Here is a 15,518-nt window from a genome sequence, read left to right as displayed (position 1 = left end):
CAGCCTCAGAAGCACTCCAGGCTGCCATGTACCCCGGCCAGCACGCCGATGCAGTCGCGTTGGCGGGCCGGTGCCGACGCAACGTGCCGCACCTTTGCCGTGACAGCCGGCGCGGTGACCGTCACCACCTTGGGGGCGGGTTCCGCTGCCGGCGTACCGAGCAGGGTGACTTTGGTGGCGCCGCCAGTGGCCGAGGCCGCCAGATCCACCTGGTTGCGCAACACCAGCGAAAGCGTTCCGACACTGCGCGCCACATCGAGCTTTTCTGCTTGCTCGGGCGTGACTTCCAGCGTCACGGCGTTGACCACCTTGGGCTGGGTGTCGTCGCGGCTGACCTGCTGCGCAACGGCCAGCACCAGGATCTTCTCCAGCACGATCTTGGAAATGCTGCTGTTGTTCGTGCTCTTCGCGTCTTCATTGGTATTGACGATCACGTCGACGAGGTTGCCCGGCAGTGCAAAGCCGGTCACGCCCACCACATCGTTCACGCGCACGGTGATGGCCCGCTTGCCTTCAGCGATGACGGCGGACAGGCCGCCTTTGGTGCCCACCGGCGCGAGCTTGCTTTCCAGGATGGGTTCACCCTTCTGCAGGCTGGCCCGGACCACGCGCCCCTGCAGCGACTTGACGTCGTCGAAGGTGCCCGGGGGCAGGCTGCCGGCAGGCCAGCTGACGACGCGCAACTGCTCATTACCCAGTGGTTGCCCGAGATCCATGTCATTGGCCGCCACCACGACCTGCCTGACCGAGCTGGAAGACTGCTGGGCCAGCCAGCGCGACGCGGAAACGACGGCCGCGATCCCCGCCACCAGCGCCACGACCAGCATCACGACTGCACGCGCGTTTTTCATGATGAATTCCCCCTTCTGAGATCAATCAAGCGGATCTGATATGCAAAGTTCAGGTGCGAGCCTGCACGTCTTGCCGCCAGCCCGTGCCCGCACCCATCGAATCGGTCTTGCCGAAATCAGCGTGCGAACAGAAATAGATTTGCCATGCGCGGCGCAGCGCTTCTTCACTGACCTCGGGTGGCGCTCCGCGGTACGTGACGGAGGAAGCCACCAGGCGTAGCAGGTCGCGCGGGATGCACGCCAGCAGCGGTTTGCCGCTGGCGCCGTGCAATGCCTCGCACAGATAGTCGAAGGCCGCGGCCGCGTTCTGCAGTCCCAGCTCTTGCGCAGCGCGCAGATAGATCTCGCGGTAGTCATCCACCGAGAGCGGACCCACGTACAACTTGCTGCCGAGCCGGCGCAGGAACGCGTCGTCACCCAGTTGGGCAGGCTCCAGGTTCGTGGAGAAGACGGGCCACACGTCGAACGGCACCGAGAACCGCACGCCGTTGCGCAGCGAGAACATGTCGACGCGGCGGTCCAGCGGCACGATCCAGCGGTTGAGCAGTTCGCTGACGCCTACCTGCTGGCGGCCAAGGTCATCGACGATATAGATGCCGTTGTTGGCCTTCATGTGAGGAGGCGCCTGGTAGAAACCGGTGGCGCTGTCGTAGCGCAGCTCAAGCATGTCGAGCGTGAGTTCACCGCCGGAGAGCACGGCAGGGCGATGGCACATCTGCCAGCGCCGATCGAGCGGGCGACGCGCCACGGCACCCTCGTCGTCGTCCTGCACCACGTGAACGAGTGGATCGAAGATCTGGATGATGTCGCCCGCCACGGTGACTGCGTACGGCACCGGCACCACGCCCGGCAGCAGCATGCCCAAGTGCTGCGCAAGGTAGGTCTTGCCGCCGCCGGCCGGGCCGTACAGCATCAGCGCGCGGCTGGTGTTGAGCGCCACGCCCACGTCGTCGAGCAGATCCTCAGGCATCACGAATGTGCTGAAGACCGTGCTGACTTCTTCTTTCGACACTGCGGTGCGCTGGATGGAGTGCCGCTGGACGGCTTCGACGTAGGCTTCCAGCGTGACCGGCGCGGCGCCGACATAGCTGCAGCGCGCGGTGAATTCGGCTGCCCGGATATAGCCGGCATCGGTCAGCTGATAGCGGACGTCCAGGTCATTGGCGCCACGGTGCGCCACTTCCAGCAGGCGCTCGCGCACCGCGTACGCGGCAACCTCATTGATGACCATCGCAGGCAGCTTCAGGGTGTCCATCAGCATGACCAGCGTCGCGCTGCGGTGCAGATAGGCCACCTTCATCAGCAGGCTGAGCAGCAGCGAGATGTCGAGGCCGGTTTCGGCAACGGTGCGCGGCAAGATGTGCCATGGAGCCGCGGGCTCCCTGCGGGCGCCGTCCGCTGCTGCCGGCGAGGGCACCGGCTCCAGCATGCGCGGGAAGTGGCCGGATTCGTTACGCTCGATCAATTGGTCGCCAATCATCTTCGTCACCGTTTGGCTGAATGGATGGATACGATGGGCTTGCGGGCGGTTTGTCAGCTCGATGCAAACAGGACGGCGATCGTGCCAGCGGCAATCGCCACCCCGTATGGCAGCGAGCCGACCGACCAGGATGCGTCGGTTTCGGGTTGCGACGGTGCCTGGCGGCTGAGCTGTCCCGGCGTGAGCAACACCGAGCGCAGGTTGCGGCGAAGCTGGGCCATGCGCTTGCCTCGAACGGTGATGGCCAGCGCCCATACGCCGCCGATCACGAACGTCGCCAGCGCAATCTCGAAGGCCATGGATGCGCCAAGCCATGCACCGACCGCGGCCATCAGCTTCACGTCACCCGCAGCCATCCCGCGCAGCGCGTAGAACGGTAGAAAGATCGCCAGGCCGGTAAGCCAGCCCCCGGCCCACATCTGCATGCCAGGACCGAAGCCGAATGCCGCCACCTGCAGTGGCAGCGCTGCCAGCCAGGCACCGAAGGTCAGCCAGTTCGGAATGCGTCGGCTCTGCGCATCGATGGCCGCAGCCAGCAGCGCAACGGCCATCGCGATGGGGCCGATCAAGGGCGAGAGCAGGTGGGCGTTGTTCATGGTGTTCTCGAGGTCGCGTGTTCGGTTCAATGGCTCGGGTGCTGACGACTGCGACATCACGGCATGGCGGCTGCGATCATTTCGTACAGGGACCGAACACTGCTGCCCAACGCGACGACAGAGGCCAGAATCACGATCGCGATGAGCGAACCGAGCAGGGCATACTCGATGGAGGTCACGCCCTGTTCGTCGCGCAACCATTGCTGAAGATGGATGGACTTGTGCATGCTGGTCTCCTGTCTCGCACGGGTAGCGGATCGGTTGGCGCAGCCCTTCAGAGCGCGCTGGCGATGTTCGAAAACACGGTGCTCAGGTTCGTCCCGACGGCTTGGACGGACGCGATGATGACCACGGCGATCAGCGCTGCGATCAGGCCGTATTCGATGGCTGTGACGCCTTCGTCGTCATGGACGAACTGCTGCAGAAGCATGGCAAGCGTTTTCATGGTGATCTCCTTGTGCAAGGGAACGGGGTTCGGCGATGCGCCGCTGGCGTGCGGGCTGTCGGGTTGGCGACCGCCCACACGCGCACGTCGGAAAACTAGAGCGCTGTTGCGATGTTGTTGAACACGGTGCTCAGGTTCGTACCAACTGCCTTGACCGAAGCAATGATCACGACAGCGATCAGTGCAGCGATCAGGCCGTACTCGATGGCGGTCACACCGTCTTCGTCGCGGACGAACTTCTTGAACGTAGTAGCGAGGTGGTTCATGACAATCTCCTTCAGTGTGTAATGGGCGAGCGAAAAAACCTGAAACGGTGGGCGGTCAAGCGGGCGGCGCACAGATGGCGCACGCATGGAACGGCCAGCAGCCTTGGCCGCTGCGGCCCGCCCGCAGGAACTTGCTTGGCGCGGCCGAGTGGGCGTTGCACTGCGTGTTGTCCCTTTCGAGCGATGTGGACTTGTAGGCGTTAAGCATGAGTTCCGATCCCTTGTTCAATTCGAGTGTCCGAATTGGAGATTCCGTTCTGCGTAGCCACCCCTCCGTGAACCTGAAGCTCCCCGTTCATGACTGAGGTGGCGGTGCGTTGCGATCGGGTATAGGCAAAAGGCGGGCCACCCTGCTGCATTGCCTGGTATGACAAGGCTTTGCGGGCGGTCCGCGTATCGCTGGCCGTGGACGATGGCGGCGTGCGATGGCGTTAGCCGGGGTCGAGTTGCCGCGCGGAAACGCAACACACGGCAGGTCGATTTGGATGAGGCTACTTAGGGATGACAGTCCGGCGGAGCGCCCTCGTTCAAACGGACAGGGGGGGGATGGGCGTAGTGGACGGTGGCGATCAGGTGGCGAGTGGGCGGTACCGTGGTCGAAGCCTTTTTCACACAGATGGCGGCGGGATGACGGGCCGGGGAGTGACGTTTCCGGGCAGAAACGTTGTTTGGCACCTGAGCGCCCGGACGCGCGAACGGGCGCGCTGCGACGGCGCGGCGACAACGCTTTCAGCCGGAGGACGCGCGCTTCAACGCTGAAACGTCGCAGCATTCCGGCGGCCAGGGTTGGCCTTTGCCGAGCGCCAGCGCCCGTGCCCCGTCTTGCCTTCTCCTCGGGTGCGAACAAGACTGAGCTCAGGCTCGCATGCACCGGAGACGTTGCACACGACAGCCCGGCTGCTTGGCAAAGACCGGTCGTTCATCCTGCAGTCCGTCATCGTCTGCACGCTCTGCATGACCCATCACCGGTGCGCCAGAGATCAGCGCACCTGTGCGCCGCGTGTGGCCACGCAGCGCGTCAGGCCGCTGCCGGTCGCGGGTCCTGCTGGCCAGGAGGGCGCTGGTTGCGTGCCGTGCCGCTACGCGAGTGTGAGAGGGATCATGGCTGCTGCCAACGTGACGAAAGAAGACTGTGCTTCCGGGCTGCGCGCCCCGCCCGCCGTCCCTGCCGTGCACTGGCTGGGACGGGATCGCCTGCGTGTGTATTCGCAAGCGGTGCTGGCGTGCTACGCCTCGTACTTCGTCATCTGGTTCATCCGCGCCAGCGTGTTGAGGGTGCCGGGTGTCTTCCCGCTCGGCGGCGATTTCCTGGTGTTCTGGAGCGCTGCGCAGTTGGTCCTGCAGGGCGATCCGCTTGCGGCTTACAACGTTGCCGTGCTGCATCAGGTGGAGCTTGCAACCGTTCCGCTGGTCGCCACCACGCAGGGCGTGTTGCCCTGGTTCTATCCGCCGACGTTCATGCCGCTCGTGGTGCCGTTCGGCCTGTTGCCCTATTGGCTCGCGGTGCCCGTCTTTCTGGGCGTGAGCGCAGGCAGCTTCCTGTGGGTGGCGAGCCGGATCGTGCCGTGGCGCGAGGCATGGTTGCCCTGCGCGGCCTTTCCCGGTATTGCCGTGGTGTTCTCGACCGGCCAGAACGCGCTGCTGCTTGCTGCCTGCGGTGGACTGGCCCTGACGCTGCTGCGCGCGCGGCCGGTTGCGGCAGGGATGCTGCTGGCGCTTCTGAGCGTCAAGCCGCACCTGGCGCTGATGTTTCCGGTGGCGCTCTTCTGCGCGCGCGCGTGGCGGGCGCTGATCGCCATGGTGGCGACTTCGCTCGGGCTGGCCGTGTTGGCGCTGGTGGCATTCGGTCCGGAATGCTTCGCTGCCTTCCTGCAGAACGCGGCGTTTGCGCGCTCGGTGGTGGAATCGGGGGCGGTCCATCTCGAGCGCATGCCGACGCTCTTTGCGATGGTCAAGATGCTGCATGGCAGTGTGGCGCTCGCCTATGCGCTGCACCTGCTGGGGGCGACGGCCGCCTGTGCCGTCGTTGTCTACGCATGGAGCCGACCTTGCACCTTCGCGCTGCAGGCGGCGGCCCTGTTGACTGCCAGCATGCTCATCAGCCCATACCTGTACGACTACGATCTCGCCTTCCTCGGTCTGGCCGTGGCCTGGCTCGCGGTGTACGCCCGGCAGGCGGGATGGCTTCCGGGTGAACGCGAAGCCCTGATCGTGCTCTGGCTCCTGCCGCTGGCGGGGATGCTTCTGGTCGAGCGACTTGGCTTTCAGCTGATGCCGGTCATCGTGCTGATGGCCCTGGCGCATATCGCACGGCGTATTCATCTTGAGCGCGCGCAACGCGGAGCATAACCGCGTGCCCGCGCCATTGACGGGGAGAACAATGATGTCGGACGTCAAGAAAACACAGTTGCTTTCGCTTGTCGTGCCGTTCTACAACGAAGGCGATGCACTCGCCGCGTTCTTCGCGCGCGTGGTGCCGATCCTCGAATCGATCGACGACATGCAGTTCGAGATCGTGTGCGTCAACGACGGCAGCAAGGACGACACGCTGGAAAAACTGGTCGCCGTGTCGCGTCGCGATGAGCGCGTTCGCGTCATCGACCTGACCCGCAACTTCGGCAAGGAAGCGGCGCTGACGGCCGGCATCGATGAAGCCGTCGGGGATGCCGTCATCCCGATCGACGCCGATCTGCAGGACCCGCCGGAACTGATTCCCGAACTGGTGGCGCATTGGCACAAGGGCGCGGAGGTGGTGCTGGCGCAACGGGCCAGCCGTGCGTGCGACGCGTTCCTGAAGCGGGTGACCGCTGCGGCGTATTACCGGGTGCACAACACGCTTTCCGATCTGAAGCTGCCCGAGAACGTGGGCGATTTTCGCCTGATGGACCGCGCGGTCGTCAATGCGCTCAAGCAGTTGCCGGAGCGGCACCGGTTCATGAAGGGCCTGTTCGCGTGGGTGGGGTTCAACACTGTGATCGTCCCGTACGAGCGGGAACCCCGCAGCGCGGGACAGTCGAAGTTTTCCGGCTGGCGTCTGTGGAACTTTGCGCTGGAAGGCATCACCAGTTTCAGCACGTGGCCGCTCAGGAGCTGGACCTACATCGGGTTGGCGATCGCGAGCATCGCGTTCCTGTATGGCGGCTTCATCATCGTTCGTACCCTGGTCCTGGGGATCGACGTGCCGGGATACGCTTCGCTGCTGTCGCTCTCGCTGTTTTTTGGCGGCTTGCAACTGATCGGCCTTGGTGTCGTCGGCGAATACATCGGCCGCATCTATGACGAAGCCAAGGCCCGCCCGATCTACCTCGTGAAGCGCCGCTATCAGGAGCGTCGTCTGCGCAACCGGCTGCCCGGAGACCGGCGTGTGATCCGTCTCGTGACAGGCCAGCGCGGTTGAGCGGTCGCGTGCCATGTCGAGCGTGTCTGCACCTGGCTCGAAGCGCCTCGTGGCGGGGCGCCTCCAGGTCTACGCGCTGGCTGCATTGGCCCTCCAGGTTGTGGTCCTGCTGATCTGGATGATCCGGTTTTACCTCGTGGAGGACCGGGCCGCGCCGATGGTCGGCTACGACTTCTCGGTGTTCTGGTCTGCGGCGCGGGTTGCGCTGGAGCGGAACGCGGCATCGGTATTCTCCGCGCAATGGGTGGGGCCGATTGAAGCCGCGGTCCGGCACCAGGACGGTTATTCGCCATGGCCTTATCCTCCGACCTTTCTGCTCGTGGTGGTGCTGCTCGGGCTCTTGCCGTTTACGGGCGCGCTCTTGCTGTATCTGGGGTGCGGCCTGTGCGCCTATGCCGTGATGCTGGCGCGCATCCGCCGCAAGATCGACCGTGCACTCCTGCCCCTGCTGGCTGCTTTTCCGGGGATTCCCGTCGCCGTGGGGATGGGGCAGAGCACACTGTTGACGGTGTCGGCGGCGGGCGCCGCGCTGATTCTTCTGGAGAGCCGCTCCGCGGTGGCCGGCATCTTCATCGCGATGCTTGCCATCAAGCCGCAGTTTGGCGTGCTGTTTCCCGTGGCGCTGGTGTGCGGCAGGCAATGGAAGGCGCTCGTCGTGGCCGCCCTCTGTACCTTGGCGTTCACGGCGGCCAGCGTAGCCGTGTTCGGGGTGGAGGCATGGCGCGCGTTTGCAGCCTACCTGCCCGAATTCAACCGGATCGCGGTGGAGCAGGGCGGAAGCGGAATGTGGCCCGGCATGCCGACCGTCTTTGCCATGAGCCGCGCGCTGGGTTGCCCCGTGGGCGTCGCCTACGCCGTGCATGGCTTGGTTGCCGCGCCTGCCGTGATTGTCGTGGCGTTCCTGTGGGCTGTGCGCGCCCGCTTCGAGCTTCGCGCCGCTGCGCTGGTCTGCGCCACCCTGCTGGTGCAGCCCTATCTCATGTTCTATGACCTGGCGTGGTTGATCCTGCCGATCACGCTCCTGCTGCGGGACGCCAGGAAGCAGGCATTGAGCCGCGCCGAGTGGACGGTGCTCGCGGCCGCCTGGTTGGCGCCGCTGCAGGGCGTGCTTGCGGCGTACGTTGGGTGGTATCTGCAAGTGGTTCCGCTGGTGCTGTTCGCCATGCTCGGCATGGTGGTGCGTCGCCATTTGCGATCACCCGGCATCCGACGGAGCGCCGCCGGCGCCGCAACTGACGTGGCGATCGGTCCGTGTTCGTGACGCTGATCGCCTGCAATCGCAGGCGGGTGGTCCACCTGATCTCAAGTTGCCGTGTCGACGCCACGCCGGTCCTGGCGCGCGCGTTGTGCAATGACCACCAGGAGCGCCGCCAGCACCACGGGCGCCCACTGCCCCGTCTGCCGCGACAGAACCGCGAACAGGCCCTGCGCGGGCAGCAGCCACGCCGCAAGCAGCACCACTCTTTCCATCCAGCGGCTGCCATGACGAAGGAAGTCCACGGTGAGCCATGCAATCGGCAAGGCAAGCCACGCCAGGTCGTAATAGATGAGGTACGGCTGTGCCATCAACGTGGCAACGGGCAACGACGCCGCGCGCAGCGAAAAGCGGCATGAGCCTCGCCACAGCCACACGCACGCAGCAACCACGAGCAGTGCCGAACCCGCGTGCGCCGCGTAAGACACCGTGGTGGAGTATCCGGCTGAACGCAACATGCCGAACACCGTCGGCGCGCCGTAGAGGATGACGCCGCCGTTCTCGATAATCGCGTGGCGGAACATGGCGAGGCTTTTTACCGAGGCCAGCAAGGCATCCGTGCCGAACACGAGCCAGCTCATTGCCAGATAGAGCAAAGAGAACACGGTGGCGGACGCGATGGCGCGCCACTGTCGATCACATAGCAGGTACAGCGGGAAGAGGATGCCTAGTTGCGGCTTGATGCAGAGCACAGCAATGCAGGCGCCGGCTGCCACGGGCGAGCGGCGCAGCAGCATCAGCGCAGCCCCGGCTGCCGCCAGCGTGAAGAGCGAGTTCTGGCCCGTGGCGATCGTGACCCACACGCCAGGGAACGTCAGCGCCGGGATCAGCCAGGGCAACCGCTGCGGCGCCAGCACCCGTCGCAGCACGACAAGATAGAGCGCAACGCCGCCGCCCGAAAAGAGCGCGGTGGCCGCGCCAAACGACAGTAATCCGAGCGGATAGATGAGCAGCAGGAACGTCAGCGGGTATGAGAAGGGCCCGAAGATGCCGGGCGGCAAAATGGCAGCTTCCGCCGCGCGGAGCAGGTCCCAGTCATACGCCGCCGCCGCACCGTGCTGAATGGCCAGGCCGGAGGCGCTCCAGAACACCCCGAGATCCCAGCCGGGCGACGGAATGGTGGCATTCCTGAGCACGTGGTGGCCCCACCACCAGACACCGAGCGCGAAATACTCCAGGAAGAGCAGGGTCCCGCCATAGACCTGGAACCGGCGAGACCCCGGCCATCCCCTCCCTCCCTCGTTTGCTGCCGGCGAGGCGAGCGCCGGCTGCTGCTGGCTGTCTGACATGGTATGCCGCGGTTTTCGCGCTATCCCTGGACGCACACCATCCCCAGCTCTCCTTTACGAATCTGCAGCTTGTGCTCGCGCATCATCCTGAACAGCGTGACGCGGGAGATGCCCAGTTCCTCGGCCACGTCGATGAGGCGTTCATGATTGCGTTGCAAGGCGTCCTTGACGGCATTGCGTTCGGCAGCGTCCCTGACCTCGGCAAGCGTGAGCGGGCGCGACGGTTCTGCCGGCGCTTGCAGGTCGAGATCGGCAGGCTTGATGATGCCGTCTTCGCACATGGCCGCCGCATGCCGGATGCGATTGATCAGCTCGCGCACGTTGCCCGGCCAGGCGTGCGCGCAGAGGGCGCGCAGTGCAGCCGGCGAGAATCCCCTGATGTGCTCTGGCGAATGGCTGCGGATGCTGTTGAGGATGTGCTCGGCCAGCAGCAGGATGTCGGTGTCCCGCTCGCGCAAGGCGGGTTGCTTGACACGCAGCACGCACAGCCGGTGATACAGGTCGCCGCGAAACCGCTCCGCGGCGATGGCCGCTTCCAGGTCGACATGCGTGGCCGAGATGACGCGCACGTCCACCGCGACGGACTCCGTGCCGCCAAGGCGTTCGATGCAGCCGGTTTCCAGGAAGCGCAGCAGGCTGGTCTGGCTTTCCAGCGGCATGTCGCCGATCTCGTCCAGGAAGAGCGTGCCCCCGTGTGCCATCTCGATGCGGCCCAGCTTGCGTTTGACTGCGCCGGTAAAGGCGCCACGTTCGTAGCCGAACAGCTCCGACATCAGGAGCGTGGGCGGGATGGCCGCGCAGTTGACGGCGATGAACGGGTGGTCGGCACGGCGCGAGGCACGATGCACCGCGCGCGCCGCAAGCTCCTTGCCGGTGCCGGACTCGCCAGAGATCAGCACCGGAGTGTCCCACTTCGACACTTTTTCGATGCTGCGAAACAGCGCCTGCATGGCCGCGCAGTTGCCGATCATGCCGTCGGGGCGGACCGCACTGCGCGCCAGGGATGCCGCCGGCCGCAGGCTCGCCATGCCGACGGCATGGCCGAGTGCGCGCGCCAGCTCGGCGGTGTCGCAGGGCATGTTGTAGTAATCAATGAAGTACAGGCTGAGCAGCTTGCGCATCGGCTCCGACAGCAAGTCGCCGTTGTTCACCGCGCCGATCCAGCCGATGTTGTGCAGGGCAAGCCAGGGCTCGAGGTCTTCCAGTTCGGCGTCCGAATAGCCGCAGTCGAGGTCGAGCAGGCCGCCCAGCACCGTCGCATCATCGAGGTTCAGCGCCTCGAGGTCGCGGCGGCTGTTTGCGAAGATCAACCGCCAGCCCTGCTGGGCGAGGTAGCGGCAAAGCGTTGCATCGTGACGCAGTGAGACATAAAGCAACGGGCGGTTGATGTACGCGTTCATGTTTTCCCCCAACGTTCTTCTAAGGGACCGCATTGATTCTGCGGCCGCCATGGAATGACCGGACTGCCATCGGACACAGGCGCAAGCCGCCTGTCCGAAAAAGTCGTCTGGGGGAGGAACATCTATGTGCCGTGCGGCGGCTGGCTTGCGGTGCCGGCCTTGTCGCCTCGGCTGTCTCGTTGTATCGAGACTGGTTTTGGTGTGTCGGCCTGCGCCGACCCTACCCCCGGACAGTTCTGCTTCGACCTCTGCGCATGGACTCCACACGCGTTGCCTGCTGCCTGTGTTGACGCTTCAGGCTTGTTCTGGAGTGCTGTCCCATCTGATGTGGGTGGCACACCCCGCTTGTTCTGAGCTTCCCCTCGAGGTGCTGACGATGCGGCACCCCGTCGTGCATCTGTCCTGCGCTCCACGCGACGGCTTGTGCCGTTCTGCTGCGCGCCGCTTTCCGGATCGCTGTCTTGTCCCGCAGGCCCAGCCCATTGAGCGACGACCATGCCACACCCGATAAACCTTTGATTGACAAGGCTTTCGGTCACATGGAAGGTGTTTGCGCCGGCAGGCTTCAAGGAGGCGTTTCGAAATGGAAACGTGCTGACCGCCAGCGCGCAGGGCGCAAGCCACCTGAGATCGATATGTTTTGTGATCGATGGGACCCGCAAACGAGCCTCGAAAGTGACGCGGATTGCCTGTGATGCCCCAGATGCCTGAGGACAACCCGGGTCACGTCAAATGGTTGCATCGGTGAAACATGCGCGGGGTCCCAGACGAGCCGACGGACCCCCATCCGTGGAGACACGCTCGAGCGGAATGCGGGCACGTCGCGGGAACGGCGTAGCGGCATGTCGGCGATGCGGGGGAGTGCATCGAAAGTGGTGACGCAGATTCATGAGAGCGCACCGCCGCTGCGTCATCCTAAAAGATGAGGCGCGACGCTGCTCGGGCATGTTACTGATGCGCGCCTTCGCCGCTGCGGATGTGTATCAGGAATGAAGCGCAGGGATGGTGTGGCAAGGGCAGGGGGGCGTGAACCCGGGTGGCCCGTCGCCGGGGGGGGCAGCTAGAGCACCAGCGGTTGATCGCTGAGCTCGTTGGTGCGCGGGGTACCGTCGCCAGGCGCATGCATGGCGAGGAGATCGTTGATCTGCGCCAGCGCGTCAAGCACCGGTGCCATCGACAGCCGCTGCGCAAAGCCGCGCGTGATGGTGTCGCAGATGGCGCGCCACGCCTGGGCGTCAACCTTGGCGGCGATGCCGTGGTCGGCCAGGATCTCCACCGCGTGGTCGGCCAGGTTGATGTAAAGCAGCACGCCCACGTGCGCGTGCGTGTTCCAGACTTCCAGCAGGCCGAACAGCGTGCGAGCGCGCTGGCGCGGCGTCACGCCCGCCCATGCGTCGCGCACCGGCAACGAGCTTTCGATGACGACCCGCACCTCGCCGCGATGGCGCTGCTCGCCTTCACGGACGGCGGCTTCGAGCTTGCGCAGGTCTTCGGGCGGGAAGGCGCGGCGGGCATGCGACGCGGTGGTCAGCAGATGGACGAGGGCGCGGCGGGCGCCGCGATGGTGTCGGGACACGGATGCCATGGCTGTGATCGTCCTCACCAGTTACCGGAAGCGCCGCCGCCGCCGAAACCACCTCCGCCGCCGCCGCCAAAGCCGCCGCCCCCGCCGCCACCGAAGTCGTCGCGGTCGCGCCCCCAGTCGCCGCCCAGGCCTCCGCCAAGGCCGCCAATCGTCCCTGGGCCCCAGCCGCGATTGCCCATCATCACGCGCGAGCCTGGCCGGCCCGGCAGGCTGCCGGTCACACGGCCGCCCGAACGCATCGCTGCACTGAGCACGAAGAACACGATGATCGCCAGCGGAAACAGCACAGGCAGCCACTCGCCAAGGCCGTCTGCCTGCTGGCGCCTCGCGCGCTCGGCGGGCGGGAGATGCTCTTGCGCAATGACGGTCTGGATGGCCGAGATGCCGGCGGCAAGGCCGCCGTAGAAGTCGCCTTGCCGGAAGTGCGGCGCCATGACGTCCTGCAGGATGCGCTTCGATTGCGCATCCGTCAGCGCGCCCTCCAGGCCGCGGCCGACCTCGATCCGCATCTTGCGCAGCGAGGCCGGGTTGTCCTTGGCGATGAGGATGATGGCGCCATCGTCCACGCCCTTGCGGCCGGCCTTCCAGGCATCGGCCACGCGGATGCCGTAGGCCTCAATGGGCTCCGGCGCCGTGGAGGCCACCATCAGCACGAAGATCTGGCTGCCGTGCTGCTGCTCGTAGTCGGCCAGCACCTGCTCGAGCGCGTTGCGCTGCTGTGCGTCGAGCGTACCGGTCAGGTCGGTCACGCGCGCGGCCAGCGGCGGCACGGCCACCTCGTCGCTTTGCGCGCGCGCTGGTAGGGCCGCGGCCAGCCATAGGGCCGCCGTCAGCACAAAGGTCAGGAAGGCTCGCGCGCGCATCGACATGGCGGTCAACTCGTCAGAACTTCACCGTCGGCGCGGTGGAGATGCCCTTCTCATTCTCGACCGTGAAGTTCGGTTTGACCTGGTAACCCATTACCTTGGCCGTCAGGTTGGTCGGGAAGCTGCGGGCCAGCACGTTGTAGTCCTGCACCGATTTGATGTAACGCTGGCGCGCCACGGTGATGCGGTTCTCCGTGCCTTCAAGCTGCGACTGCAGATCGCGGAACGATTGGTCGGCCTTCAACTGCGGATAGTTTTCCGAGACGGCCATCAAACGCGACAGCGCGCTCGAAAGCTCGCCCTGGGCCTGCTGGAATTTCTGGAAGGCCGCCGGGTCATTGAGGGTTTCCGGCGTGACCTGGATGCTCGTCGCGGCAGCGCGGGCGCGCGTCACGGCTTCGAGCGTCTCCTTCTCGTGCGAGGCGTAGCCCTTGACCGTGTTGACCAGGTTCGGGATCAGGTCGGCACGGCGCTGGTATTGGTTGACGACCTCGGCCCAGGCGGCCTTCGTGGCTTCGTCCTTGGCCTGGAAATCGTTATAGCCGCAGGCTGAGAGGAAGGGCGCAGCCAGCACGGCCAGCGACAGCGCCAGCCAGCGCAGCACCGGGAAACGCGTTGTGCGAAGGGACAGGGCAGGGGTCATGAAGTCCTCTTGGTCTGAAAAGAATGTGGCATGGGACAAACATCGTCTCATGGCGTTCCTGCGAACTCTAGCTTATGCGCTTGACGCTCCAGTCACACATCAGTACGGTATGGGGACTTTTTTGACAATTTCCATGCGCGCGATTTCCCGTTCCTCGTCGATCAACACGGCACCGGCAAGTAGCCTGTCGGCCGTATCGACGCTCGCGCGCGCCAAAAAAGCCACCAAACAGCCGCTCGTCTGACCGGAGCGCTGTTCCGTCAGATGGGCGACGGAACAGCGGTTGACCGATACGTTAGACACGGTTGCCTCCCACCCGCATCTCGCGGGGCCGCATTCCCGAAGCGCTCCTGACGGTTCTTGACCGGTCGTTGATCCGTCCAGGAGTGTTGTCGTGCTTGAAAATTCATCTGTCAATCTGTCGAACCATGATCGTCCGTCTTATGCGGGCATCTGGGTGCCCATCGTGACGCCGTTTGCCGATGATGCGGCGCGGTCCGTCGACTACGGCGCGCTGTATTCGTTAGTGGTTCGGTATCGCGCGCTGGGCGTCGCCGGTTTCGTGGCGTGTGGCAGTACCGGCGAAGCCGCGGCGCTGACCGATCAGGAACAGGCCGACGTGCTCGATACGGTACGTGCCGCCGCCGACGGCTTGCCCGTGGTGATGGGTGTCTCGGGCAGTGCTCTCGTGTCCGTACGCGAGCGGATGCGGCGCCTTGCTGAACATCGTCCGGCGGCGTTTCTGATTCCGGCGCCTTCGTACATTCGCCCGTCGCAGCGCGGGATCATCGAATACTTCACCGCATTGGCCGACGCCTCGCCGGTGCCGGTGCTCCTGTACGACATTCCGTATCGCACCGGCGCGAACATCGACACCGAAACCCTGCTTGCGCTGGCGGCGCACCCGAACATCCATGGCATCAAGGATTGCGGTGGCGATGCGGACAAGACGCAGCGCGTGATTGCCGATGGGCGGTTGCAGGTGCTGGCGGGGGAGGATGCGCAGGTGTTCGGCACGCTGTGCGCGGGCGGCGTCGGGGCGATCATCGCCGCGGCGCATGTCCGCACGGAGCTGTTTGTGGAGATGGCAAGGGCGGTGCGGGAGCAGCGGTTGAACGATGCGCGGCGGTTGCATCATGCGCTGGCGCCGGTGATCCGGTTGCTGTTTGCCGAGACGAATCCTGGGCCGTTGAAGGCTTGGCTGGCTGCCGAGGGGTTGATTCGGAATGTGTTGCGAGCGCCGATGATGGGGGCGTCTGAGGGGGTGGGGCGGCAGTTGGTGGGGGTGGTTGGGAGAGTTTGAGTTTTTTGTTGGTGGTCCATCCCTCTTTCGTTCCCTGCCGGGATCGACTTACTTTTCTTTGGGCAAGACCAAAGAAAGTGAGTCAGCCCCGGCAGGGGATGAAACCAGGGATGCACCACCAAGGCTCATCCCAAGAAACAAA

Annotated in this window: 16 protein-coding genes; 4 read left to right on the top strand and 12 right to left on the bottom strand. The window is 65.1% G+C overall.

Going from position 1 to position 15,518, the window contains the following annotated elements:
• Positions 1-5 precede the first annotated feature (5 nt).
• From cpaB to R2N03_RS15205, 6 genes are all read right to left on the bottom strand, one after another.
• Positions 6-851, bottom strand: a complete 846-nt coding sequence (gene cpaB, locus R2N03_RS15230; protein WP_316658479.1) for a Flp pilus assembly protein CpaB — start codon at positions 849-851, stop codon at positions 6-8.
• A gap of 49 nt (positions 852-900) precedes the next feature.
• A complete protein-coding gene (locus R2N03_RS15225; protein ID WP_316658607.1) occupies positions 901-2,316 on the bottom strand; it encodes an ATP-binding protein in 1,416 nt (471 codons plus the stop codon).
• Positions 2,317-2,384: 68 nt separating this feature from the next.
• On the bottom strand, positions 2,385-2,927 hold the full coding sequence (locus tag R2N03_RS15220) for an A24 family peptidase (protein WP_316658477.1): 543 nt from the start codon (positions 2,925-2,927) through the stop codon (positions 2,385-2,387).
• Between the two features lie 56 nt (positions 2,928-2,983).
• Positions 2,984-3,154: a Flp family type IVb pilin gene (locus R2N03_RS15215; RefSeq protein WP_316658476.1), complete on the bottom strand. Its 171-nt coding sequence runs from the start codon at positions 3,152-3,154 to the stop codon at positions 2,984-2,986.
• Between the two features lie 47 nt (positions 3,155-3,201).
• Positions 3,202-3,372 (bottom strand): Flp family type IVb pilin, encoded by a 171-nt coding sequence (locus R2N03_RS15210; protein WP_316658474.1) that lies wholly within the window; start codon positions 3,370-3,372, stop codon positions 3,202-3,204.
• Between the two features lie 95 nt (positions 3,373-3,467).
• Positions 3,468-3,638, bottom strand: a complete 171-nt coding sequence (locus R2N03_RS15205) for a Flp family type IVb pilin (protein ID WP_316658473.1) — start codon at positions 3,636-3,638, stop codon at positions 3,468-3,470.
• 1,101 nt (positions 3,639-4,739) lie between these two features.
• Here R2N03_RS15205 and R2N03_RS15200 point away from each other — a divergent pair.
• From R2N03_RS15200 to R2N03_RS15190, 3 genes are read left to right on the top strand one after another with little or no spacing between them, the layout of a single operon-like run.
• Complete coding sequence (locus R2N03_RS15200; protein ID WP_316658472.1) at positions 4,740-5,987, top strand: glycosyltransferase family 87 protein; 1,248 nt, start codon at positions 4,740-4,742, stop codon at positions 5,985-5,987.
• 34 nt (positions 5,988-6,021) lie between these two features.
• On the top strand, positions 6,022-7,035 hold the full coding sequence (locus R2N03_RS15195) for a glycosyltransferase family 2 protein (protein ID WP_316658606.1): 1,014 nt from the start codon (positions 6,022-6,024) through the stop codon (positions 7,033-7,035).
• Positions 7,036-7,048: 13 nt separating this feature from the next.
• On the top strand, positions 7,049-8,296 hold the full coding sequence (locus R2N03_RS15190) for a glycosyltransferase family 87 protein (protein WP_316658471.1): 1,248 nt from the start codon (positions 7,049-7,051) through the stop codon (positions 8,294-8,296).
• Between the two features lie 41 nt (positions 8,297-8,337).
• Here the strand turns inward: R2N03_RS15190 and R2N03_RS15185 are convergent, their stop codons facing one another.
• The 6 genes from R2N03_RS15185 to R2N03_RS15160 all read right to left on the bottom strand — a co-directional run bounded on the left by R2N03_RS15185 (position 8,338) and on the right by R2N03_RS15160 (position 14,376).
• Positions 8,338-9,579, bottom strand: coding sequence for a glycosyltransferase family 87 protein (locus tag R2N03_RS15185; RefSeq protein ID WP_316658470.1), 1,242 nt, complete (start codon positions 9,577-9,579; stop codon positions 8,338-8,340).
• Between the two features lie 20 nt (positions 9,580-9,599).
• Positions 9,600-10,979 (bottom strand): sigma-54 dependent transcriptional regulator, encoded by a 1,380-nt coding sequence (locus R2N03_RS15180; RefSeq protein WP_316658469.1) that lies wholly within the window; start codon positions 10,977-10,979, stop codon positions 9,600-9,602.
• A 1,060-nt stretch (positions 10,980-12,039) separates the two neighbouring features.
• A complete protein-coding gene (locus tag R2N03_RS15175; RefSeq protein WP_316658468.1) occupies positions 12,040-12,564 on the bottom strand; it encodes a TPM domain-containing protein in 525 nt (174 codons plus the stop codon).
• A gap of 14 nt (positions 12,565-12,578) precedes the next feature.
• Positions 12,579-13,433 carry a TPM domain-containing protein gene (locus R2N03_RS15170; RefSeq protein WP_316658467.1) on the bottom strand — a complete coding sequence of 285 codons (855 nt, stop codon included), beginning with the start codon at positions 13,431-13,433 and terminating at the stop codon, positions 12,579-12,581.
• Between the two features lie 13 nt (positions 13,434-13,446).
• Positions 13,447-14,073 (bottom strand): LemA family protein, encoded by a 627-nt coding sequence (locus R2N03_RS15165; protein WP_316658466.1) that lies wholly within the window; start codon positions 14,071-14,073, stop codon positions 13,447-13,449.
• Positions 14,074-14,172: 99 nt separating this feature from the next.
• Entirely contained in the window at positions 14,173-14,376 is a 204-nt protein-coding gene (locus R2N03_RS15160) for a hypothetical protein (protein WP_316658465.1), read from the bottom strand.
• Between the two features lie 91 nt (positions 14,377-14,467).
• Between R2N03_RS15160 and dapA the strand changes: the two genes are divergently transcribed.
• Positions 14,468-15,376 carry a 4-hydroxy-tetrahydrodipicolinate synthase gene (dapA, locus tag R2N03_RS15155; RefSeq protein ID WP_316658464.1) on the top strand — a complete coding sequence of 303 codons (909 nt, stop codon included), beginning with the start codon at positions 14,468-14,470 and terminating at the stop codon, positions 15,374-15,376.
• Positions 15,377-15,518: the final 142 nt, after the last annotated feature.

It is taken from the genome of Ralstonia condita, assembly GCF_958405655.1.
Classification (GTDB): domain Bacteria; phylum Pseudomonadota; class Gammaproteobacteria; order Burkholderiales; family Burkholderiaceae; genus Ralstonia; species Ralstonia condita.
The sequence above is the reverse complement of the archived record's forward strand: the minus strand, read 5'-3'. Positions and strand labels throughout refer to the sequence as shown.

Excerpts from the sequence above, each read along its gene's own strand:
- R2N03_RS15205 (WP_316658473.1), bottom strand. The coding sequence starts at position 3,638 with ATGAACCACCTCGCTACTACGTTCAAGAAGTTCGTCCGCGACGAAGAC.
- R2N03_RS15220 (WP_316658477.1), bottom strand. The coding sequence starts at position 2,927 with ATGAACAACGCCCACCTGCTCTCGCCCTTGATCGGCCCCATCGCGATG.
- R2N03_RS15170 (WP_316658467.1), bottom strand. The coding sequence starts at position 13,433 with ATGTCGATGCGCGCGCGAGCCTTCCTGACCTTTGTGCTGACGGCGGCC.
- R2N03_RS15210 (WP_316658474.1), bottom strand. The coding sequence starts at position 3,372 with ATGAAAACGCTTGCCATGCTTCTGCAGCAGTTCGTCCATGACGACGAA.
- R2N03_RS15215 (WP_316658476.1), bottom strand. The coding sequence starts at position 3,154 with ATGCACAAGTCCATCCATCTTCAGCAATGGTTGCGCGACGAACAGGGC.
- R2N03_RS15190 (WP_316658471.1), top strand. The coding sequence starts at position 7,049 with ATGTCGAGCGTGTCTGCACCTGGCTCGAAGCGCCTCGTGGCGGGGCGC.
- cpaB (WP_316658479.1), bottom strand. The coding sequence starts at position 851 with ATGAAAAACGCGCGTGCAGTCGTGATGCTGGTCGTGGCGCTGGTGGCG.
- R2N03_RS15200 (WP_316658472.1), top strand. The coding sequence starts at position 4,740 with ATGGCTGCTGCCAACGTGACGAAAGAAGACTGTGCTTCCGGGCTGCGC.
- R2N03_RS15195 (WP_316658606.1), top strand. The coding sequence starts at position 6,022 with ATGTCGGACGTCAAGAAAACACAGTTGCTTTCGCTTGTCGTGCCGTTC.
- R2N03_RS15180 (WP_316658469.1), bottom strand. The coding sequence starts at position 10,979 with ATGAACGCGTACATCAACCGCCCGTTGCTTTATGTCTCACTGCGTCAC.
- R2N03_RS15165 (WP_316658466.1), bottom strand. The coding sequence starts at position 14,073 with ATGACCCCTGCCCTGTCCCTTCGCACAACGCGTTTCCCGGTGCTGCGC.
- R2N03_RS15175 (WP_316658468.1), bottom strand. The coding sequence starts at position 12,564 with ATGGCATCCGTGTCCCGACACCATCGCGGCGCCCGCCGCGCCCTCGTC.
- R2N03_RS15185 (WP_316658470.1), bottom strand. The coding sequence starts at position 9,579 with ATGTCAGACAGCCAGCAGCAGCCGGCGCTCGCCTCGCCGGCAGCAAAC.